This is a genomic window from Brevibacterium sediminis (genome assembly GCF_024895295.1).
In the GTDB taxonomy this organism is placed as follows: Bacteria; Actinomycetota; Actinomycetes; order Actinomycetales; family Brevibacteriaceae; genus Brevibacterium; species Brevibacterium sediminis.
The window spans coordinates 181,154-202,077 of record NZ_JAHQRN010000003.1 but is presented as its reverse complement, the minus strand read 5'-3'; the positions used below and the strand labels follow the sequence as shown (position 1 = coordinate 202,077).

Annotated in this window: 17 protein-coding genes; 3 read left to right on the top strand and 14 right to left on the bottom strand. The window is 67.0% G+C overall.

Features of this window, described 5'->3' with window-relative positions; all coding sequences use genetic code 11:
- Nucleotides 1–4: 4 nt before the first annotated feature.
- The 3 genes from KTJ89_RS08230 to KTJ89_RS08220 form a co-directional block, all read right to left on the bottom strand.
- Nucleotides 5–574, bottom strand: coding sequence for a GNAT family N-acetyltransferase (locus KTJ89_RS08230; protein ID WP_259357364.1), 570 nt, complete (start codon nucleotides 572–574; stop codon nucleotides 5–7).
- Entirely contained in the window at nucleotides 571–1,938 is a 1,368-nt protein-coding gene (locus KTJ89_RS08225) for an FAD-dependent oxidoreductase (protein ID WP_259357363.1), read from the bottom strand. The genes KTJ89_RS08230 and KTJ89_RS08225 overlap by 4 nt, the downstream gene beginning before the upstream one ends.
- Before the next feature lie 239 nt (nucleotides 1,939–2,177).
- A complete protein-coding gene (locus tag KTJ89_RS08220) occupies nucleotides 2,178–3,821 on the bottom strand; it encodes a glycosyltransferase family 2 protein (protein WP_259357362.1) in 1,644 nt (547 codons plus the stop codon).
- A 279-nt stretch (nucleotides 3,822–4,100) separates the two neighbouring features.
- Here KTJ89_RS08220 and KTJ89_RS08215 point away from each other — a divergent pair, with 279 nt between their 5' ends.
- Nucleotides 4,101–4,607: a GNAT family N-acetyltransferase gene (locus KTJ89_RS08215; RefSeq protein WP_259357361.1), complete on the top strand. Its 507-nt coding sequence runs from the start codon at nucleotides 4,101–4,103 to the stop codon at nucleotides 4,605–4,607.
- Between the two features lie 7 nt (nucleotides 4,608–4,614).
- Here KTJ89_RS08215 and KTJ89_RS08210 read toward each other — a convergent pair whose 3' ends face one another.
- The 6 genes from KTJ89_RS08210 to KTJ89_RS08185 form a co-directional block, all read right to left on the bottom strand.
- Nucleotides 4,615–5,694, bottom strand: coding sequence for an N-acetylglucosamine kinase (locus KTJ89_RS08210; RefSeq protein ID WP_259357360.1), 1,080 nt, complete (start codon nucleotides 5,692–5,694; stop codon nucleotides 4,615–4,617).
- Nucleotides 5,691–6,743, bottom strand: coding sequence for an N-acetylmuramic acid 6-phosphate etherase (gene murQ / locus KTJ89_RS08205; protein WP_259357359.1), 1,053 nt, complete (start codon nucleotides 6,741–6,743; stop codon nucleotides 5,691–5,693). Before murQ ends, KTJ89_RS08210 begins: the two co-directional genes overlap by 4 nt.
- Complete coding sequence (locus tag KTJ89_RS08200) at nucleotides 6,740–8,248, bottom strand: sodium:solute symporter (protein WP_259357358.1); 1,509 nt, start codon at nucleotides 8,246–8,248, stop codon at nucleotides 6,740–6,742. The genes murQ and KTJ89_RS08200 overlap by 4 nt, the downstream gene beginning before the upstream one ends.
- Before the next feature lie 115 nt (nucleotides 8,249–8,363).
- Nucleotides 8,364–9,587, bottom strand: coding sequence for an anhydro-N-acetylmuramic acid kinase (locus tag KTJ89_RS08195; protein ID WP_259357357.1), 1,224 nt, complete (start codon nucleotides 9,585–9,587; stop codon nucleotides 8,364–8,366).
- Complete coding sequence (locus tag KTJ89_RS08190) at nucleotides 9,584–10,360, bottom strand: GntR family transcriptional regulator (protein WP_259357356.1); 777 nt, start codon at nucleotides 10,358–10,360, stop codon at nucleotides 9,584–9,586. Before KTJ89_RS08190 ends, KTJ89_RS08195 begins: the two co-directional genes overlap by 4 nt.
- Nucleotides 10,361–10,687: 327 nt before the next feature.
- The gene (locus KTJ89_RS08185; protein ID WP_229663965.1) at nucleotides 10,688–12,073 is read right to left on the bottom strand and encodes a GntP family permease; all 1,386 of its coding nucleotides are present in this window, start codon (nucleotides 12,071–12,073) and stop codon (nucleotides 10,688–10,690) included.
- A 95-nt stretch (nucleotides 12,074–12,168) separates the two neighbouring features.
- Between KTJ89_RS08185 and KTJ89_RS08180 the strand changes: the two genes are divergently transcribed.
- Both KTJ89_RS08180 and mgrA read left to right on the top strand, forming a co-directional pair.
- Nucleotides 12,169–12,831, top strand: a complete 663-nt coding sequence (locus KTJ89_RS08180) for a 4a-hydroxytetrahydrobiopterin dehydratase (RefSeq protein WP_259357355.1) — start codon at nucleotides 12,169–12,171, stop codon at nucleotides 12,829–12,831.
- 40 nt (nucleotides 12,832–12,871) lie between these two features.
- Nucleotides 12,872–13,912 (top strand): L-glyceraldehyde 3-phosphate reductase, encoded by a 1,041-nt coding sequence (gene mgrA, locus KTJ89_RS08175; RefSeq protein ID WP_259357354.1) that lies wholly within the window; start codon nucleotides 12,872–12,874, stop codon nucleotides 13,910–13,912.
- Between the two features lie 37 nt (nucleotides 13,913–13,949).
- Here the strand turns inward: mgrA and KTJ89_RS08170 are convergent, their stop codons facing one another.
- The 5 genes from KTJ89_RS08170 to KTJ89_RS08150 are packed head-to-tail and all read right to left on the bottom strand — an operon-like array spanning nucleotide 13,950 to nucleotide 20,881.
- The gene (locus KTJ89_RS08170; RefSeq protein WP_259357353.1) at nucleotides 13,950–15,080 is read right to left on the bottom strand and encodes a phosphotransferase family protein; all 1,131 of its coding nucleotides are present in this window, start codon (nucleotides 15,078–15,080) and stop codon (nucleotides 13,950–13,952) included.
- A complete protein-coding gene (locus KTJ89_RS08165; protein WP_259357352.1) occupies nucleotides 15,077–16,414 on the bottom strand; it encodes a phosphotransferase family protein in 1,338 nt (445 codons plus the stop codon). Before KTJ89_RS08165 ends, KTJ89_RS08170 begins: the two co-directional genes overlap by 4 nt.
- Nucleotides 16,411–18,321 carry an ABC transporter ATP-binding protein gene (locus tag KTJ89_RS08160; protein ID WP_259357351.1) on the bottom strand — a complete coding sequence of 637 codons (1,911 nt, stop codon included), beginning with the start codon at nucleotides 18,319–18,321 and terminating at the stop codon, nucleotides 16,411–16,413. Before KTJ89_RS08160 ends, KTJ89_RS08165 begins: the two co-directional genes overlap by 4 nt.
- Nucleotides 18,318–19,637 (bottom strand): glycosyltransferase family 4 protein, encoded by a 1,320-nt coding sequence (locus tag KTJ89_RS08155; protein ID WP_259357350.1) that lies wholly within the window; start codon nucleotides 19,635–19,637, stop codon nucleotides 18,318–18,320. The genes KTJ89_RS08160 and KTJ89_RS08155 overlap by 4 nt, the downstream gene beginning before the upstream one ends.
- Nucleotides 19,634–20,881, bottom strand: a complete 1,248-nt coding sequence (locus tag KTJ89_RS08150) for a glycosyltransferase family 4 protein (RefSeq protein ID WP_445607645.1) — start codon at nucleotides 20,879–20,881, stop codon at nucleotides 19,634–19,636. The genes KTJ89_RS08155 and KTJ89_RS08150 overlap by 4 nt, the downstream gene beginning before the upstream one ends.
- Between the last annotated feature and the right edge of the window lie 43 nt (nucleotides 20,882–20,924).

The window sequence follows — 20,924 nt, the reverse complement described above, 5'->3', positions numbered from 1 at the left end:
GACTCTACGGATCTGCCGTTACCGCGGCACTAGTGCTGACCGTCGAGGCCGATTGAGGAAAACCGGAATCCGCGCCGATCCAATAACGCCGCTTCGGCGGTCCGTCACTGTTTTCGCGCACGTCTTCGAGGACTCCCCCGCACCGTTCGATCACGCTTGCCGAGGCGATGTTCGTGTCATCGCACGTGACGAGCACGCTCTCGACTCCGGCCGATCGCAGACGTTCGACCGAGCGGGACAGGATCTGCTGGGCGTATCCTCGGCGACGGAATTCCGGGGCGACTGCATATCCGACGTGCCCGCCGAGATCGAACAGGAAGTCGTTGAGTTCGTATCGGATGGAGGTGCGACCCACGGGCCGCCCGTCCACCTCGGCGACGAGGAATTCCGCGCGCACTCGTCCCGGTGGGAGATCGATTCCGCGGGCCTCGCGCTTGTGGGTGGCGATGATGTCGTCCCATGTGCCCTCGGCTTGGAGGAATGCGAAGTCGTCGGCCCGCAGCTGCTCATGGAAGTCCCTCATCACCGTTTCATCGGCGGGATTCAAGGGTCGCAGTTGGAGGATCTGGCTCATCGTGCTCCTTCGAATGCCGGTTCCTCGCGTCGTGCGAAATCCGGGGCGTGTTCGGCAGTGACGCCGACGCCGAGGATGCGCGCCGGGATGCGGGTGAGTGCGGGGAAGGTCCTCAGCAGCCATTCCAACGGCGCCGGCGGGCGGATGGGCCGGTGCCCGTGAACGGCGGGTTCGACCATCCGATGGATGCCCGCCTGCAGGAGTTCGACGGCACGAGTGGTCGGGAGTCGTCTCAGCTGCAGTCGCCGCAGCTCGGCGGTCCCCACCGACCCGGCACGCAGCGGCTCGGCGAGAATCCGGGCGACGGCGATTCCGTCCTGCACCGCGAGGTTGACTCCGACCCCGCCGAGCGGACTCATCGCGTGTGCGGAATCGCCGATGCACAGCAGGCCGTCGACGAACCACTGCTCGGCCTCATTGCGGCGGACGTCGAGAAGCTTCACGTCATCGAAGTCGATCCGGCCGACGTCCGCGGCGAGTTGCGGATAGGTCTCCGCGACGGCATCACGCAACTCATCGATTCCCTCGGCGCGCAATCGCGCGTCCGCGCCTTTCGGGATGAGGCGGGCGATCTGCACGTGCCCGTCGCGCGGAATGGCGACGAAGACCTTTCCGTTCCCACCTCGTGGGGCCACGGAATCGGGCAGCACCGCCTCGGTGTCGATGCGGAACCACCACACATCGATCGTCGACGGCAGTTCCCTCACGGACAACCCTGCCTCGGCGCGCGCCTTCGACCATCTGCCGTCGGCGGCGATGACAAGTGGTGCGCGGAGTTCGAGGGTGGCCGGGGTGGGAACGTCGGTGGCGGGTTCAGCACGTTTCCCGTGGGGAACGTCGGTATCTTCGGACTGTGGGGCCGCCTCGGCGACGGTCGAATTCCGGGCACGGAGACCGACCACACGGTCTCCGTCCCAGATCAACGAGGCGGCCTCGACGCCCATCCGCAGGTCGAAGTTCGAGTCGTTCTCGCCCGCTTTTGCGAGCAGGTTGAGGAAGTCCCACTGGGGCGCGATCGTCATGAACGGATGGGGCAGGTTGAGCCGCGTGAAATCGGCGAGCAGAATGTCCTGGCCGCCTCGCCCGGTCAGGGTCACTCCTTCTACGCGGCGATGAGCAATGCGGGCGAACTCGTGGTAAAGGCCGAGTTCGTCAAGCAGTCGCAGAGTGGACGGGTGGATGGTGTCGCCGCGGAAGTCGCGGAAGAAGTCCTCGTGCTTCTCGAGCACCACGACCTTCACTCCGCCACGGGCGAGCAGCAGGCCGGCCACGATTCCGGCAGGCCCGCCTCCGCCGATGATGCAGTCGAAATGCTCGATGTCGTGTCGGGCGGTGTGCGTGCTGTCGGTGTCGGTGTCGGCCATGACACTCTCCTCGGCTGGGCGGCACCGCGGCTCCGGGAACCGGCGGCACCGTTGACTCTGTGAACGCTGGGGCTCAGTTCCCAGCGTAGACCTCGCACCGGGCGACGGAAATAGGGTATGCGCTCCGGCCAGCCGACCGACCGCCTCGGCGACGGAGGTGACAACTGGTTCAAAGTGCAGGAGAGGAGCCTGAAATCCGGGCACTCACACTTTGAACCAGTTGATTTGCCGGCACCTGGTCAGTTGGAGCGTCCGCCGGCCATCTTCTCGGTGACGTCGAAGCGTTCGCGGTAGCGGCCGGTGAGCAGGCACCACTGCGAGTACAGCGCGGTCGAGGAATTGAATACGAGCAGCGTGAGCGGATAGAGCAGCCACTGCAGCCACATCGTCACGCGGCGTTCGCGCGGGACGTGGATCGGCCGAGGGGGCAGCAGCGCGTTGAACACGATGATGGAGACGATGAGTCCGATCATGCCGATCTGCTGAATGATGCCCACGGTCATCGGCATGCGCTCGACCAACGAGGAGGCCTGCCCCGTCTGCGTGGCCACGACGAAGGGGATCCACCCGCCGATGGCGATGATGATCGAGAGCGAGGCGAGACTGACGTGCCCTTCGAGCAGGGAGAAGAAGCGGATGGCTCCGGGCCAGAACGGTGCGCGGGCTCCGGGAGCGAAGACGCGCACCCCGACATAGGGAACGTCGGAGGCGCCGTACGACCAGCGGCTGAGCTGTTTGAACTGAGCGACCATGGTCGTCCTGAACGTCCCTGCCTGCACCGCGTCTTGGAAGATCGGGACGTGGATGGGTACGACCCGGTAGTCCCCGTCGAAGTGGAACCAGCTGCGCCAGTACTGGTGGCCGTCCTCGACGATGGTCCGCTTCGACCAGAAGCCCATGTCGACCAGAGCAGTCAGCGGCTGCGCGTGGGAGGCGAAGTTGCGCAGGGCGAGCCGCCGGACCGTGGTGGTGAGATTCCAGAAGCAGTTCGCACTGGCGACCACTCGCGATGGTGCGGGCACGTCCCAGATGTTCGTGATGTAGAGACTGATCGGCTGGAACGACAGACGCTCCCGGTCCGGCGCGGTCGCATATTCGTAGGCAACACAGTCGAAGTAGGACTCGTGCGGAATGTTGTCGCAGTCGAGGCTCGTGACGATCACCCGACGCGGGTCGATGGCCTCGTCACGGACCCATTCGGCCAGGTGGTGACCGGCGTACGTGATGTTCGCTCCCTTGCCGGCGATCTCGTCGGGCAATCCGGCTGGATGTTCGACGAGGACGAAGGCCCCGAAGCGGTGGCCGTACTCGGCTTCGAGCCGCCGAGCCGTTTCGGCCATGGCAGGTCCGCCGCGTTCCTCATGAGCGAAGAAGACGAGGAGCTGTTCGGGCTTCGTCGAGGTGTGCAGCAGGGTGCGGATGGTGTCGGCGATGACTGGGTAGGGCTCGTTGTACGCGGCCACGACGACCGCGTGGCGCAGGGTCGATGGACGCATGATCGAGGTCGGATCGGCGCTGACTTTCGCGACGAGGGCGGCGTGGTCGGCAGCACGGAATCCACCCCGAGGATGCGCCAGGGAAGGGCGACCGTCCAGGGCCCGCTCGAGGTCGGTCAGGCGTGCCGCCCAGTCGACGCGAGCGCTGCGTCGGTAGCGAAGGAACCCGCGGGCGACGTCGATCGCCCCGAGCATCGCCCGGACGAACATCAGCCCGACGATCGAGAGCACATAGACCGCTCCGAGCATCGCGTCGACGAACGGGAGGACGAACACGAGCCCGACCGCGGTGAAGCTGATCGCCGCCGGCAGGGCTTCGAAGCATCGGTACAGCCGGGTACGCGGGCCCATCGGCAGCTCGAGGCCGGAGGGCGGTGGTGCTGCCACCGGCTCGAATGCGACGGCTCCCCCGCCGGAGCTCCGAGGACCGGGTGGTGACGGCCGGAGCGGTTGAGGAAGTGGGTGGCCGGAGGTTGGCGATTCGACGGAGGTGACTGGTTCGCGGTTCGCTCTCACTCTCTCGATCCTGGTTGCCCCGGCTGGACAGCTGTTTGTCGGCAGATGCAGGTCAGGTGAATATTTCGTGCCGGGGACCGGAGCTCCAGCTTGTGTTGTGAATGGTCGTAGGCCCGGCGAACGATCGGCACCCGGGGGTAGAGTCGGTTCATGACACTTGAAGTCCGCCCCGCAGTCATTGCCGACGTCGCCGGAATGGCGCGCGTCCACGTCGACACCTGGAGTGAGACCTACCGCGGGATCATGCCCGACGAACTCCTCGATGCTCCCGACCTCATCGACCGTCGCCGGCAGATGTGGACGTCGGCACTCGATGAGGCACATCAGAGAACTCACTCCTGCGCCGTTGCCGAACAGAGTGGCCGGATCGTCGGCATCGCAATGTCCGGGCCTTCTCGCGACACCGACCGACCCGATGAACGGGAACTCTTCGTTCTCTACACCTACAAAGCCGTGCAGGGCTCCGGCGTCGGGCAACAACTCCTCGACGCGGTCGTCGGCCCAGGCACCACCTGCCATCTGTGGGTGGCCGACCCGAATCCCCGCGCGCAGGCGTTCTATTCGAAGAACGGGTTCGTCCCCGACGGCACGGTCAAGACCGACGAGTACGACGGGGTGCGCGAGGTGCGGATGGTGCGGCAGGTCAGGGGCGACTGACGCCCAATCAGGTCCAGAGGACCTTGTCCTGTGCGCCCAGTGTCCCACCGGCACCGAGGTGACCGAGCATGAGTGCCCCATCCAATGGTCCGCCTGCGGGATCGACGATGGTGATGGTCGGATCCAGTCGTGCGGCTTCGGCGCGGAATCCCTCGACGAGGTGATCGCCGGCGGCCGCGACTCCCCCGGTGAGAGCGATGCGGGTCGCGGAGTTGGAAGTGGGAAAGGCCTCGGTGGCTACCGTTGACGAGTCAGTGTCAGTTCGCACGGAACGAGCTGCGGCGAGCGCGCTGCGGGCCGCTTCCTGACCAGCTTCACGGAGCAGGTCGGCAGATGCTGTGTCGCCGGCCCGGGCACAATCAGCGACGTCGACGGCGAATTCGGCGAGGAGTCCGGCCCGGTCGCTGCGGGTATAGAACTGTGCCGGCCACGAGGCGGGCGGGCCGAAGCGTCGGGTGGCTGCCTCGAGCAAAGCACGGCCGTGTTCGTCGATTCCGTCTTGAGTGCGCAAAGCGAGTTCGAGACCATGACGTCCCAGCCACGCTCCTCCCCCGCGATCGCCGAAGAGGTGTCCCCAGCCATCGGCTCGTGACCAGTCTGCTGTCCATTTGCCGTCAGCGTCCGGACCCGGATGGGCGATGGCGATCGCCCCGGTGCCGAGCACACTGATCGCCCCACCGGCCCCACCGAGAGCACCGAGGTGGGCGGTCACGGCATCGATCGCGGCGACTGCGGGCACCCCGACCTCGCCGGAGATCTCGGCGAGAACGTCGGACGGATCCTCAGCGAGGGAGGCGATGCCGGTCGCACCGATTCCGATGCTGCTGACCTCGGGGAAACGTTCGGGCCAGGTCTCCGCGGCCGTTCTCACGAGTTCGCGGACGACGTGAAGGACGTTGCTGCCGCTCGGCCCGATCTCGATCCGCGGGCCGGTGAGTTGGTCGATGATGCGTGGGACGAAGCCCCCGCCGTCAGCGATGCCCGGTCTGCTAACGGCATTGCCACGATGGTCAGTTGCATCGCCAACGTCACCGAGCGCGGCTCGGCTGCCGGTGCCGCCGATGTCGATGCCGAGGATCAGGGTCATGCGCCCACGGTACCCGGGCCGGAACCTTCCGAGTCCGTACCGTCGTCCGAGCCGACCGGTTTCTTCGTCCCGACAAGCTCGGCGATCGCGGCCCTGACCGAACCATCATGGGACTCCAGAGTCGACGCTGCCAGGGCGGGGGCCGCCTCGGTGAAGGAGACGACGATAGCGGTCTTGAGATCGCCATCGCAGCTCTCGAGCAGAGCTCGCGCGTCGGCGTCTCCCAGGTCGGCGGCCTCGCGGAGGATGCGCACAGTGCGCTCGCGCAGCTTCGCGTTCGTCGCGACGACGGAGACCATGAGGTTGTCCCAGGTCCGGCCGAGAGCGACCATGAGCGCGGTCGAGAATCCGTTGAGGGTGAGCTTCTGGGCGGTGCCGGCCTTGAGCCTGGTCGATCCGGTGATCACCTCGGGGCCGGTGTCGAGCACGATGTGGTCATCGGCTTTGTCGGCCAGAGAGGCGTGCGGGTTGTTCGAGATGAGCACAGCGTGGGCACCGTTGGCTCGCGCCGCGTCGAGCGCCCCGCCGACATACGGGGTCGACCCGCTCGCGGCGATGCCGATAGCCACATCGTCGGGTCCGAGCTCGGCACCGGCTGCGGATCCATCGGCCCCGGAGTCCTCGGCGTTCTCCACCGCATTGACCAAAGCAGCCTGACCACCGGCGATATGACCGATGACTCGGCCCGGTTCGAGATTGAACGTCGGCAGGAGCTCGCTCGCATCGAGGACGCCCAACCTCCCCGAGGTACCTGCGCCGAAGTAGTGGACGCGGCCGCCTCGGCGCATGCGGTCAGCGGCAATGTCGACGAGTTCAGCCAGCTGCGGCAGGGCCGCGGCGACCGCATCGATGACGGCATGGTCTTCGGCGTTGAGGACCCGCAAGACCCCGAGCGTGTCAAGGCTGTCGAGTCCGGAGCTCGCCGGATTGCGCTGCTCGGTCGGGGACAGCGGCCGGCCGGCCGCCGGCGGTGCCGTTTCAGACGTCGGCGGGTTCGGTTCCGACGTCGGCGAGGTCGGGCGGGCTGAGCCCGGCTGGGAGGAAGTCATGGACGGGGGCTCCCTTCCACCTCGGCGATGGTGGGCTCTTCGACTGTGGTCTTGTGGCGCAGACCGAGCAGGCCGCCGACGATGAAGGTGACGATGACGCCGAGCAGCGGGTACCACTGCCACGCCACCCACACCTCGCCGGTGACGTACTTCTCCATGACGAAGAAGAACGCGTTGACGGCCACGGCCAGGGCGAAGGCGATGTTCGCGTCGACGGCACGGGCTCGTTTGTTGACGATGCCGAAGACGAACGCGCCAAGCAGACCGCCGTACGTGATGCCGGCGATGCCGAGAGCCAGGATGACGATGTTGCCGGAGTCGGATTCGAAGACAGTGGCGGGCAGGATGAACGCGATGCCCCAGCCGATCGTCGCCCAGCGGCCGACCTTGAATCCCTGTTCGTCGGTCATCGGGGTGCGCTTGAGCTTCGCGTAGACGTCGTTGACCGTCGAGGACGACAGGGCCGACAGCGACGACGACAGCGTCGACATCGCGGCAGCGAGGATACCGGCCAGCAGCAGACCGGAGATTCCCGTGGGCAGTCCTTCGATGATGAACAGCGGGAAGATCTCGTCGTCGCGAGTCAGGCCGAGGTCCGCAGGCAGTGCGTGATCGTAGTAGGCCCACAGCGCCAGACCGACGGCGAGGAAGATCGCAAACTGGACGACCACGACGAATCCGGAGGTGATGAGAGCCTTCTGCGCCTCGAGCTTCGACCGGCACGACAGCAGGCGCTGAACGATGAGCTGATCGGAACCGTGGGAGGCCATCGCGAACACGGCGCCGCCGAGCACCGACGGGATGAACGAGGTGTCCGCAGAGATCGGGTTGCCCTCGAATACGAAGATGTTCGTCTTTCCGGCCTCGACCGCCTCGGCGAGCCATCCGCCGCCGATCGATACGGAGATGATGATGATGGCGAGGATCCCGCCGAGGACGTAGAGGATCATCTGCGCGACATCGACCCAGACGACGGCCTTGATGCCGCCGATGAACGTGTACACGATCGTCACAAGCGAGAGGACGACGATGATGACGAAGTAGTTCGTGTGGATGCCGAGTCCGTCGAGGATGACCTTGAGCGGGATGGCCGCGGCGAGCACGCGGATGCCGTCGGCGAGCAGTCGGGTGAAGAGGAAGGTCACGCCGGCCGTGGTCTGCGTCGACTGGCCGAAGCGTTTGCCCAGGTAGGCGTACGCGGTGATCATCTCACCGTCGTAGTAGCGCGGCAGCATGAAGTAGGCGACGATGACGCGGCCGAGGATGTAGCCGAGTCCGAGCTGCAGGTAGTTGAGGTCGCCGAGGTAGCTCATGACGGGGATGCCGATGACGGTGAGCGCGCTCGTCTCGGTGGCGACGACGGACAGGCAGACTGCCCACCACGGCAGGTCGCGCCCGCCGAGGAAGTAGCCCTTGAGGCTGCTCTGCTTGCCGCTCAGTGCCAGTCCCAGCCACGCCGTTGCGACGAGATAGGCGATGATCACCAGGAGGTCGATGATCTGCATTGGTCTCTCCTTGTTGGGGTGTGGAGTGTGTCGGGTGGTCGGTGGTCAGGAGGTGCGTTCGTTTGTGTGGCCGGGCGGGCGTTACCGGTGGCGGCCGCGGTTCAGTCGGCCAGTCTCAGTCGGCCAGTCTCAGTCGGGTGGGTCGTCGGTGGAGGGGTTCGGGCAGACGGAGCGGCTCGTTACCGGGAGTGAACCGGCCCGCGATGCGCGGTCCGATCGCCCCGGTCAGACTGGGCTGCGTGCCGTCGAGTCCGTGCCAGCTCAGCCACCCGAGGAGCGCCATGAGCAGCGCTTCCTTGCTGCCTTCCGGCAGCCCGAAGGCCTCATCCGTGCTCGTGAGGACGATGCCCTCGCCCAGTTCCTCGCCGAGGCGGCGCATCAGCTCCGGATTCCTCGTCCCACCTCCCGAGGCGATGACGGTGGTGACATTGTGCTCCCGGACCGCCTCGGCGATGGTGCGCGCGGTCAGCGCGGTGACCGTGGCGATCTGATCATGCTCGCCGAGGTGGGGGTGGGATTCGAGGTATGAGTCGAGGTAGGCGGCGTGGAAGAGTTCCTTGCCCGTCGATTTCGGGGCGGGGCGCGTGTAGAAGGGTTCAGTGAGGAGCGCGGTGAGCAGGTCCTCGTCGACGGTGCCGGCTGCTCCGAGCGCGCCGTCGCTGTCGTAGCTCTGCCGACCGTCGGTGATGCGGCGGGCGAGGATGTCGATGAGGGCGTTGGCCGGGCCGGTGTCGAAAGCGATGGGATCGTGGCCTGGTTCGATGACGGTGATGTTCGCGATTCCGCCGAGGTTGAGCACCGCGGTCGGCGCCTCGGCGTCGGAGAGCAGGAGGGAGTCGAGCAGCCCGACGAGTGGTGCGCCCTGTCCCCCTGCAGCGACATCGCGGGAGCGGACATCGGAGAGCACGGGAACACCGAGTCGTTCTGCGATGAAGGCCGGCTGTCCCAGCTGGAGGGTCGAAGTGACCTGGCCGTCGGTGATGTCGTGGCGGACGGTCTGTCCGTGGGAGACGACGAGGTCAGGGGTCAAGCCGTGGTCGGCGCAGAGATCGGACAGGGCGTCGGCGCAGAATCGGCCGAGCCGGGCGTCGACGCTGCTGACCAGTGACAACGGCAGATCTGCCGGCTCGAGGAGGCGAAGGATGTCGGCGGAGAGTCGGTCGTCGAACGGGGTTTCGCGTTCGGCGAGGATCCGCACGGTCAGGGTGGTGGGGTCGGCGCCGACGAGGTCGAAGCTGGGGGTGGGTTCCGTGTCGCTGATGGGGTCGGGTCGGAACTCGGCGATGACGAGGTCGAGGCCGTCGGCGGAGGTTCCGGTCATGAGGCCGGCGATGATCATGGCTGCACTCCTCCTGTGTGGTCGGTGACGGTGGCGGGAGCGGTGCCGGTGGGGGCGGCCCCGGATGCGGCCGGGGCGGGGACGGTGAGTTCGGTGCGGACCTTGTAACGGTCGCCTCGGTAGACGGAGCGGACGAACTCGAAGGGGCGGTCATCGGCACCGCGGGAGATGCGTTCGAACAGCAGGGCGGGTGAGAGTTCTTCGACGCCGAGGTGTTGAGCTTCGCCGGCGTCGAGGAGGGTGGGCTCGATCGTCTGCACACTGTGGTTGAGGCGGATGCCGAAGTTCCGGCTCAGCAGATCGTAGAAGGACTGGTCCTCGAGGTCACCTGGACTCAGCCCCGGGACGAGAGCCGAGGGGACGTGGAGTTCTTCGAGAGCGATCGGTTCGTCATCGGCCAGGCGCAGACGCAGGATCGCGATGACGTCATCGTCTTCGGCAATATGGAGTCGACGAGCGATGTGCGCGCCCGCCTCGGCGACGTCGAAGCTGAGGATATGAGACCCGGGACGCATTCCGCGGGCGAGCATATCCTCGGTGAAGGAGCTCGCGGCCAGCGGTTGGTCGAGTTTCGGCCCGAGTGCGAAGACACCCGTGCCGTGCCGCCTGCGGACCATGCCCTTGGCGACGAGTTCGTCGATGGCGCGGCGCAGGGTCATCCGCGAGATGCCGAGCGTCTCGGCGAGCTGCCGTTCCGGAGGGAACTGCTCACCGGCGGCCATGTCCTCGAGACGGTCGAGGAGCTGGTCACGGATGGCATGGAATTTCGTCACACCACCATTGAGGCACAGGACACACTGCGAAATCAAGACCACTGGTCTATTTTGTGATGGTTGGACCCTCGAACAGAGTGATCCCCGTGCCCTCGATCAGCGTTTCTCTCGCGCCTTCGATCAAGCGCTCTCTCACTTTCTCAAGCGCTTCCTCCCCTCGATCAAGCGGCGCCGCGAATATGGCGTCGTCGACCACGACATATCTGCGCCCCGGCTTGAACGGCGCGTCCTGGGCCGGCGGAGGTCGGGCGAGCAGAGGGCAGTCGGACGGAGGGCAGGCGGTCAGTGGCCGGGCTGGCGGTCGGAGGCCGGGTGGGCGGAGGCCCGTCAGACGAAGAGCAGTGAGAGCAGGAAGGCGAAGATCAGCCCGAAGACGCTGACGAGGGTCTGGACCATCATGTGAGTCTTCGTCGCCTGACCGATCGTCATGCCGAAGCTCTCCTTGACGAACCAGAATCCCGCATGGTTGACCCAGTTCAGACCGATCGATCCCGAGCCGATCGCAATGACGACCAGAGACACGTATGCCCCGGAGTGATCACCGATGAGAGGGGCGACGATGCCGGTGGCCGAGGTGATTCCGACGGTCGCCGATCCGGTGGCGAACGACAGCAGGATGCCGATGAACCAGCCGAGCAGGATGAGGTTCATCTCCAGATGAGAGGTCGCGCCGACGACGGCGTCGCCGATGCCCGAGTCCTTGAGCACCTCGTTGAAGGCACCACCGCCGCCGATGATGAGGATGACTCCGGCGATCGACTTGAGGCTGTCGCCGAAGGAGCTGCGGATCCGCTCGCCGCCCATTCCCGAGGTCCATCCGAGTGCGATGGCGGCGAAGACGACTCCGGCCAGCATGGCGATGATCGGGTTGCCGATCACCTCGGCGATGGGTTCGAACGAGGACTCCGGCGCCACGAGCTGAACGACGGTGTGCACGAGCATGAGCACGACGGGGACGAGGACGGTGACGAAGGCGAGCCAGACCGGAATCGTTCGCAGTTCCTTCTGGTCCACCTCGGCGCGGGCTCCGGTGTACTGGTCGATGAGGTCGGCGGTCGGTTCGAGTTTGACCCGTGGGGCGATCCAGCGGGCGTAGACCGGGCCGGCGAGGATGACAGTGGGAATCGCGCAGACGAGCCCGAGGCCGATGGTCATTCCGACGTTCGCGTCGAGTCCGGATACAGCGATGAGCGGACCCGGATGGGGCGGAACCATTCCGTGGAGGCAGGCGAGCGCGGCGATCGCGGGGACGAGGATGCGCAGGTACCACAGCTTCTTCTGCCCGGTCTTCTTCTCCAGCTGCGAGGCGACCGCGTAGATGACCGGGATGAGAACGACGAGGCCGACCTCGAAGAACATCGGGATGCCGATGATGAAGGCGACACCCGTCATGATCCACGGAGCGGCCTTCGGCGAGGAGTGCTCGATGACGAGGTTCGCGATCCGTTGGATGGCGCCGCTGTCGGCCAGAAGCCGTCCGAGCATCGCTCCGAGGGCGACGACGACACCGGTCTCGCCGAGGGTATCGCCGGCTCCGGCGGCGATCGTCTCCGGAATCTTGGCGATCTCTTCACCGGCGGCCAGTGCCGTCACGGCGGAGGTGATGAGGAGAGCGAGGAACGGATGCAGCTTCGTCTTCCAGTTGATGAGGAGGATGAGAAGCGCGATCGACGCGAAGAGAAGCGTCACGAGGTATGCGGTTGAGCCAATCACTGGGGCAACGTTACGCCCCTGACTGCTGGATCCGGGAACGAGGGGTTCGCACGCGAGGGGTTCACGCGGGAGGGAGAAGTCCCTAGCATGAAATCATGACTGCATATACCGGACAGAAGCTGCTCGACGCACTCGACTCCCACGGGCTCGGTGATTGGCAGGGGCTGCCGGACTGCATCGGCGCCCGGTTCCTCACCGGCGACTTCGCCACCGGACTCGATCTCGTGGCCGAGATCGGGTCCCTCGCCGAGGCGGCCGGCCACCATCCGGATGTCACCCTGACGTTCCCGAACGTCGACATCCGCCTGACCAGCCACGACACCGGTGCCGTAACCGAACGCGATCTCAACCTCGCGGGACAGATCAGCGAGGCGGCCGCCTCGGCGGGGGTGAAGGCGGACCCGACCATCCCGGCACTGCTCGAGCTCGGCCTCGATACCGCAAATCAGGACGCCATCGCTCCGTTCTGGGCGGCGCTCCTGACCGGGGATGCGAGCAACGTCTCCGGACCCGATGTCGTCGACCCCTCCGGCCAGATGCCGCTGCTGTGGTTCCAGGACTGCGAAGAACACGAGGTTCCGCACCAGCGTCTGCATGTCGACGTCTCCGTGCCGGCGGCGGTCGCGCCGGAGCGGATCAGGGCCGCGGTCGACGCCGGAGGCACGATCGTCGACGAGTCTCAGGCGCCGTCATTCACCGTCCTCGCCGACGCCGACGGCAATCGCGCCTGCGTGTGCACGCTGGCCGCTCGCCCGTAAGCTGGGATACGACCTCTTCCACCCAGTTCAGGGAGTCCGTGTGTACCTAGCCGCCGAGAACCGCTACGACTCGATGACCTTTCGCCCCGTCGGTCGATCCGGGCTCGTCCTGCCTGCGTTGTCACTGGGGCTGTGGCACAACTTCGGCGACGATGTCGCCTTCCAGAACCAGCGCGATATCGTCCGTCGCGCCTTCGACATGGGCATCACGCACTTCGACCTGGCGAACAACTACGGTCCTCCCCCGGGCTCGGCGGAGACGAATTTCGGACGGTTGCTGCGCGAAGACCTCCGCCCCTACCGCGATGAGCTCATCATCTCGACGAAGGCCGGTTGGAACATGCATCCCGGCCCATATGGAGGTCCCGGCGGCAGCCGCAAATACCTTCTGGCCAGCCTCGATGCGTCACTGCGCCGACTCGGCCTCGACTATGTCGACATCTTCTACTCCCATCGTCCCGATGCTTCGACGCCTCTCGAGGAGACCATCGGCGCACTCGACACCGCCGTGCGCTCCGGTCGCGCGCTCTACGCCGGGATCTCCTCATACTCCGCCGCCGATACGGCCCGGGCCTCGCAGATCGCCCGCGATCTCGGCACTCCCCTGCTCATCCACCAGCCTTCGTACTCGATGATCAACCGGTGGATCGAAGATGATGAGCTCCTCGACACAACCGCTGACGAAGGGCTCGGTGTCATCTGCTTCTCCCCGCTGGCGCAGGGCCTGCTCACGGACAAGTACCTCGACGGAGTGCCCGAAGATTCGCGAGCGGGCAAGGCGAAGCCATCGTTCAAGGACGGGTTCCTAAGCGCCGACAACCTCGCCCGGATCCGCGGGCTCAACGACATCGCGGCCGCTCGCGGTCAGTCGTTGGCACAGCTCGCCCTGTCCTGGGCACTGCGGGATGGCCGAGTGTCCTCGCTGGTCATCGGGGCCAGCCGTGTCGAACAGCTCGAGCACAATGTCGCGGCTCTCGACGCGGCACCGTTGAGCGACGAAGAGCTCACGGCAATCGACGAATTCGCCATCGATTCCGGTGTCGATATCTGGGGAGACGCGCGACGCAGCACTGCCGAGTGAAGTCAGCGGCCCTCCGCAAGGCTCAAGTGTCGCAGTCTCACATCGCCTGCGCCGCCTCGAGCAGCCACCCGATCCGGTCGCTCCAAGCGGGCCGGAAAGCGTAGACGCAGGCGAGCCGAATGAGGGTGGCCCTCTCGTACACGCTCACCCTAGCGGGGTCGAACCCTCCCGCCGATGCGACCCGGGCGATCTCATCGATGACCACGGCCGCCTCGGCGGGGGTCCACAGACCCTGCTCGGTGCGCCACCGGGCATGCGCGCGGAGGTTTCCGAGGTCGAGCGCCCGTTCACCCCGGCACGCCGTATCCACGTCGAGCAGCCCCGGTCCGGAGATCGGATCCCACATGATCTGTTTGTCGTGCAGGTCCCGGTGGATGAGCCCGATCGATCCGTCCCTCGCCGAGGCGGCCCCGTCGTCGAGTTCGACCGTGACCTCTGCGATGAGTTCGTCCACGTCGGCGAGCAGAGTCTCCCCTCGCACAGTCCGCGTGGTCTCCAGCAGAGGACGGGCGCGCTCACGCCATAAGTGGAGCACTTCGACCTCGTCCGCAGCCCCATGAAACGGCATCGCGGTCGGCAGTTTCGGCGCAGCCGCTGGCACGGTATTGGTCGGATGTGCCTTTGCCTGAGCCCAGGCGTCGAGGGACTCGGCCCAGGCGCGTGACCACTCCTCGCCGAGCTCGGCTGGATCGTGGAGTTCGACCCCGGGCACCACGCTGAGCACAACGGTCGAAGAATCCGAACTGAACACCTGCGGGAGGGCGAAACCGGGAAGGAACCCAACCGCTCGGCGCTGTCCCGCGATGACGTCGGAGGCCTTTCCGTCGCGCACGCATTTGGCGAAGCTGCCGTCGCGCAGGCGGACGACGGCGCGTCTGCCCGGCCGATGGGAGACCAACCTGCCTCCGTCCTCGAGCAGCCTGGCGAGACCCGGCAGCTTCGGGTCACGGTCAGCGTCTAGGACCGTCACGCCGCGTTCGTCGAGATAGCCGACCCGGATCCCCTGGCCAGGAAGAGAAGCCTCCCACGCGATTCGGCTGTCTCCTGCGGGCCAGGCTCGACGCACTTTCCAGTCCTGTCCGTCGATTGTCACTGCGTCGGGGATCTGCAGTGCCGCGCCCCACTTCGTCGCAGCCTGTTCCGTCACGGTCTGCTTCGTCACGGTCATGATCCGACCTCCGTCGTCGGGGCGTTCTCTTCCAGAGCGGTGCCCGCGAGGTCGATGATTCGCATCGTCTCGTCCCTCCAGCTCTCGGAGCAGTTTCGCCAGGGTTCGAGTCCGGCCACAAGCATCGCCCACGCCGTCCAGGCGCCGAGGTCGGTCTCCTCTCCGCCGGCGGATCGGTAGCCGTCGATGAAGGGTCGCTCGAGCTCGTGCAACCGGGAATCGACGCGGCAGGCCGCGATCCACCGCCCCAGATCCATCCCGATCGGCCCGTACCCGGACCGGTCGAGGTCGATGATCCGGCACTCGGAATCCCCCAGAAGCACCTGGTCGGGGCTGAGGTCCCCATGGATCTCCCGCAGTTCCCGGCTCGGTCCGAGGCCTCGATTCGGTCCGCTTCCCCGCTTCGGTCCGAGGCGTCGGCTCAGTTCGGAGAGCAGTCCGGAGATGTCAGTCTCTCGTTCCGGGAGCAGTCGAACCAGCGACCGGCTGGTGGTCTCGAGTTGGTCGAGCGGAGAGCCGCCCGCGCCGTCCTCTTCCCCTGCCGAAGCGCCTACTGTGTCTGCCTGCACGCCCGCGGATTCTCCCGGATCGCCTTCGTCGTCCGGCAGTGCACGTGTATCAGACACACCGCCTCTGTGCAGTTCGGCGATGATCACGCCGACCTCCTCGGCGACATTCGGATCCGGTCGATCGTGCAGGTCACCGGTCCCCCACCACGGCGAACGCGTGGCGGTGTCACGTCCGCCGACGAACGCGACCGGCAGGCTCGGCAGCTGCGCGCGCTGCCAACGGTCGGCTGCCTCGGCGAGGTGGATCTGGGAGTCGGCGGCGATCCGCACGAATTCCGGCGCCCCATCGGCCGGGGTGTGTTTGAGCAGCAGCCGCCTGGCGGGGTTGTATCCGATGATCCGCAGATCCCCGCCGAGGTGGTCGAGCGTCCGTGCGACATGCTTGCCGATCCTGGGGTCGGCAAGCACGTCGCCGCTGACCAGCACCGCACCGGTCGCACCTGCCGAGCGCGGGTCGGCGGCCTCGTGGACGATCAGCTCCTGCCCGTGCCGGGCGGCCCGCCGCCGAGCGTTGGCGAGCTTGTCCGGGCTCGTCATCACCGCGGTGAATCCCCAAGCATCGAATTCGCCGAGGCGGCTGGGTTCCTCTCGCTGCCATGCGACGATGGCGCTCTTCCCCGGTTTGACGCGGACACGGCGAGGACGAACCGCGAAGCCGAGGCGTCGGGAGAGCTCGTCTGCCGATCGCAGTTCGTCGATATAGGGCAACAGGGCGAATCTCGTGTCCACGAAGTCGTTCACCGGGTCGGAAATCGATGCGGTCATGATGAGGCTCCTGCATAGGTGGGGGCGCTGCCGACGGTGGGCGGTTCGGACGGACGTGGTCCCGCGACCGTGGACGGCTCCGCCCCCATCGTTCGCCCCGGCACACTGTCGGCTTCGTCGGCCTGCGAACGGATCCACCGGGAGAAGCGCGAGTCCGCAGCCGCAGCCAGCTCGCTCGGTGTTCCGTCCTCGACGATCCGCCCGTCCTCGAGCCACACCACACGGTCGAGTCCGCGGATCATCGCCACGTCGTGGCTGATGACGATGCTCGTGCGGCCCTGTGTCAGCGCGGACACTGAGTCGGCCACTTCGGCGCGGGTCTGCGGATCGAGCCCTGTCGTCGCTTCGTCGAAGACGACGACCGTGGCGTCGCGGACGAGGGCGCGGGCGATGGCCAGCCGCTGCCGCTGCCCGCCGGAGAGAGTGTCCCCTCGGTTGCCGAGCTCGGTGTCGTAGCCGTCGGGAAGAGAGCGGATGAACGCATCGGCACGGGCCGCACGGGCGGCGGCGACCACCTCGGCGTCGGTGGCGTCGAGCCGACCGTAGCGAATGTTCTCGCGCACGCTCGCGGCGAAGAGCACGGACTCCTGGAGAAGGACCGACACGTTCTGCCGCAGGGAGGCGCGGGTGACGTTGTGGGTGTCGTAGCCGTCGAGGTAGATCGATCCGGAGTCCGGCTGTGACAACCGGAGCAGGTAGCTCATGAGGGTCGATTTTCCGGCTCCGGAGGCACCGAGGATGCCGACCTTCTGTCCTGCCGGAATGAGCAGGTCGAGTTCGTCGAACAGCGGCTTGCCATGCCCGTCGGTCGAGGTGATGCGGTTGAAGACGACGTCACCGCAGACCGGGCCCATGGACACGGCGTCGGGGGCGTCGGCGATCTCGACGGGTTCGTCGAGGAGGTCGGCGATCCTCTCCCCCGAGGCGGCCGCGCGGGCGATCCGGCCGGTGTATTTGGCCATGTCCCGCAGCGGCTTCATCGCGATCTTGAGGTAGAGGAGGAAGAGGACGAGGTCGCCCGGGGACATCGCCCCGCGCAGCACCTGCCAGCCGCCGAAGGCGAGAACGAGTGCCTGCGAGATGCCGACGAGAACATCCGTGGAGCGCTCGAGCCCGGCCGCCAGACGGCGTGCCCGCACCCCGGCCCTGAGTGCGCGTTCGTTGCCGTCGGCGAAGTCGCGGGCCACGGTCTTCTCGAGTCCGTAGGCCTGGACGACGCGGATGGCACCGAGCGCCTCGGCGGCGGATCCGACCAGTCGGCCCTCACCCTTGCGCGTGGACCGGGAGGCCTTCGTGATCTTCGGGGTCGCCACCTTCGACAGCAGGCCGTAGACCGCCGCCGTGACGAGCACGATGGCGCTGAGCACGGGGTCGAGGACGACCATGACGACGAGTAGGACGGCGAGCGTGATGACATTGCCGACCAGGGGCAGCCCGGCGGTGACGGCGACTTCCTGCAGCCGTCCGATGTCGCCGACGAGTCGCTGTGAGGTGTCTCCGATCGAGGCCTTCGAGTGGTAGCGCAGCGACAGGGACTGGACGTGATCGAACACCCGTGAGCGCAGCTGGGTGGCGACACGGGCGCCGACGAGAGCGAAGCAGATCGTCGAGGCGTAGTTCGCCGCGGCCCGTCCGCCGACGATGACGGCCAGGCCGATGGCCACGACTGCAAGGGTCGTACCCACTCCGGCGTCGAGGCCGAACGTCGGGGCGATCTGGGCGCCCAGGGCCGCGGTGACGGCGTCGACGGCGATCTTGATCGGCCAGGGTTCGAGGATGCGGAAGACGACGTCGGCCAGCAGTGCGGCCATCCCGCCGATGATCAGCCACGTGTGCCGACGCAGGTGCGGGCGGATGATCCGCAGGGTCCGCCGCAGCGCGGACGCCGTGAGCTTCTTGCCGCTCATGAGATCACCGCCGAGGCGGGGCGCCATACCGATACGGACGTTTCCTCGCAGATAGGTGCGGCATCGGTTTCTCCGGCGGCTGTGTCGCCGGCGGTTCCCGTCACCGGTGCGAGGATCTGCTGACACCGGCGCATCCAGGAATGGCTGGTCAGGGCCTCTGCGCGAGCGCGTGCTCCCATCGTCGTGCGCAGTTCGGGGTCGTCGATGAGTCTCTGCAGTGCGCGGGTGAGGTCCGTGGTGTCGGTCGGGTCGGTGAGGATCGCGGCTCCGGTTCCTTCGAGCACGCCGGGGATCGCGCCGACCCTCGATGCAACGACGGGCAGACCGGCGGCCAAGTATTCGTAGACCTTCAAAGGGGAGAAGTAGTTCTCCCCTGCCGGGTACGGGGCGACAGCGATATCGAATTCGCGCAGCGCCTCCGGCACGGCTTCGGGTGCCAGAGCACCGTGGAAACGCACACGCCCATCCAACCCGAGCGTACGCACCTGATTCTCCAGCGCCACGGATTCGGGGCCGTGGCCGACGATGTCGACGCGGAAGTCCCCGACCAGTCCGGCGCACGCGGCGATGAGCCGATCCGTGCCGTGCCAGGGTTTGAGCGTGCCGACGAACCCGATCCGCACCGGACCGTGAACACTCGGAGGTCCCCCGCCGGGGCGGTCCTCACGTATCGTGTCACCGCTGGGTGTCCCGATTCTTTGTCCGCCGAGGCGGCCGTGATCTGGCCGTGGGGTGATCCGTTCTGTGTTGACTCCGTTCGGGACGACGCTGACGTCATCGAGGCCGGGATAGTCGGTGCGGACCCAGTCGGCGACGAGTTCGCTCACGCACACGATGCGCTCGGCCCCGGCAAAACTCGCCGCCGTGGCACGGGCGGCGTGTTCGGCGTGGACGAGTCCTCGGTGGGTCCGCTGCTCTTCGAGCAGGGGCGCGTTGACCTCCATGATCAACGGCACGTCGAGGCGCTGGCTGATCCGAGCACCGGCCGTGGAGAACAGAGAATACCGTTCGTAGACGAGGTCGAACCCCTGCCCCGAGGCGGCCACCGTGTCCGTGACCAGGTCGGCGAGCATATCGGAGAGTCGCAGCAGAGCGATCTCACGCTGGGAGCGGTCGAGACCACGGGGCACCTCGAGTCGGGTGACATCGAGGTCGGCGAGGTCGGAGGGCACGTCGTCATCGGTGCGGGTGCAGAAGACACTGACTTCGTGACCGAGTGCTCGGAAGGTGCGCACCACTTCCTGGACGTGGACGCTGGCACCTTTCGTGCCGAAGACTCCGATGCCGGGGTCGAGAAGGACATAGGCGATTCTCATGACACTGACTCCATTTCACGGACTGTCGGAACGGCAGGGGCTGCCCCAGGCACCGCCGCAGCGTCGGCCAGGCTCGCGAGCTGCCCGGCCTGGACGGCCGAGTCGTGCAGGCGGCACACCCGGTCACGGGCGGCATCGGTGACGGCACGGATACCGGCGGGATCCGTGCGGAGGGCGGCGGCCACCTCGGCGATGGTGGAGGCGATGTTCGCCTCATCGGTGCCGTCGACGAGCCACCCGGTCCGGCCGTGGTCGATGACCTCGGGCACGGCGGTGACGGCCCCGGCGATGCAGGGAATTCCTGTGGCCATGCCCTCGAGCAGCACGGTGGGCAGGCCGTCGGCGTTGCCGTCGGAGCCGATGACGAACGGGGAGACGAGGATGTCATGGTCGGTGAGCATGTCGCGGACCTCGGCCTGGGTCAGCGCTCCGTGGAAGGTGACGAGGTCGTCGAGTCCGAGTGTGTGGGACCGGGTCCGCAGCTCCTCCTCGAGGGGGCCGGTGCCCACGAGGTCGAGACGGCAGCTCGTGCCGTCGGCCCGGAGGCGGGCGAGCGCATTGAGGAGGTGAGCGAATCCCTTCTTCTCGACGAGGCGGCCGACGGCCAGCAGCGAGGGCACCTCGCCCGTCGCGCCCTGCTTGGGCCGATACGGGAAGCGATCGATCTCGAGTCCGTTGCGCACGACGACGACCCGGTCGGCCAACTCGGGGCCGAGCACCCGCGACAGGTAGCGGCGATTGAAATCGCTGATCGCGATCACGTGGTCGGCGTCCGCGGTCTTGCGGGCCAGATCGGTGAGCACGACATCCTCGTGGAAGATGTCCTTCGCATGCGTGGTGAAGGAGTACGGGATCCCCGTCAGCGCCGAGGCGGCCCGAGCCACGGTCGTCGACACCGACGCGAAGTGCGCGTGCAGGTGGGTGACCTCGTGGTCGAGGGCCAACCTGGCGAGGGTGAGAGCTTGGATCGCATCATCGTGGCCCAGTTCCATGAGCTCGCCGAGGTGGCCCGGCACTGCCGCGGCCACACGCGGTTCCGCTGCCGCCTCGGCGAAGGTCTGCCAGAAGCTGCGGGCACTCGAGGGCCGGTCGATGTGGATGACCTCGGCGCGGACGCGGGCGAGTTCGGGGTGGAAGCGGGTGTCCGTGCTCGGGCGCAGGGAGAAGATCACAAGGTCCTCTCCGGCTGCTTCGCGGGCGAGGATCTCGGAGACGATGAAGGTCTCGGAGAACCGCGGGTACATCTTGAGCACGTAGGCGCGGCGGCCGGGATGACTTTCCGGTGGA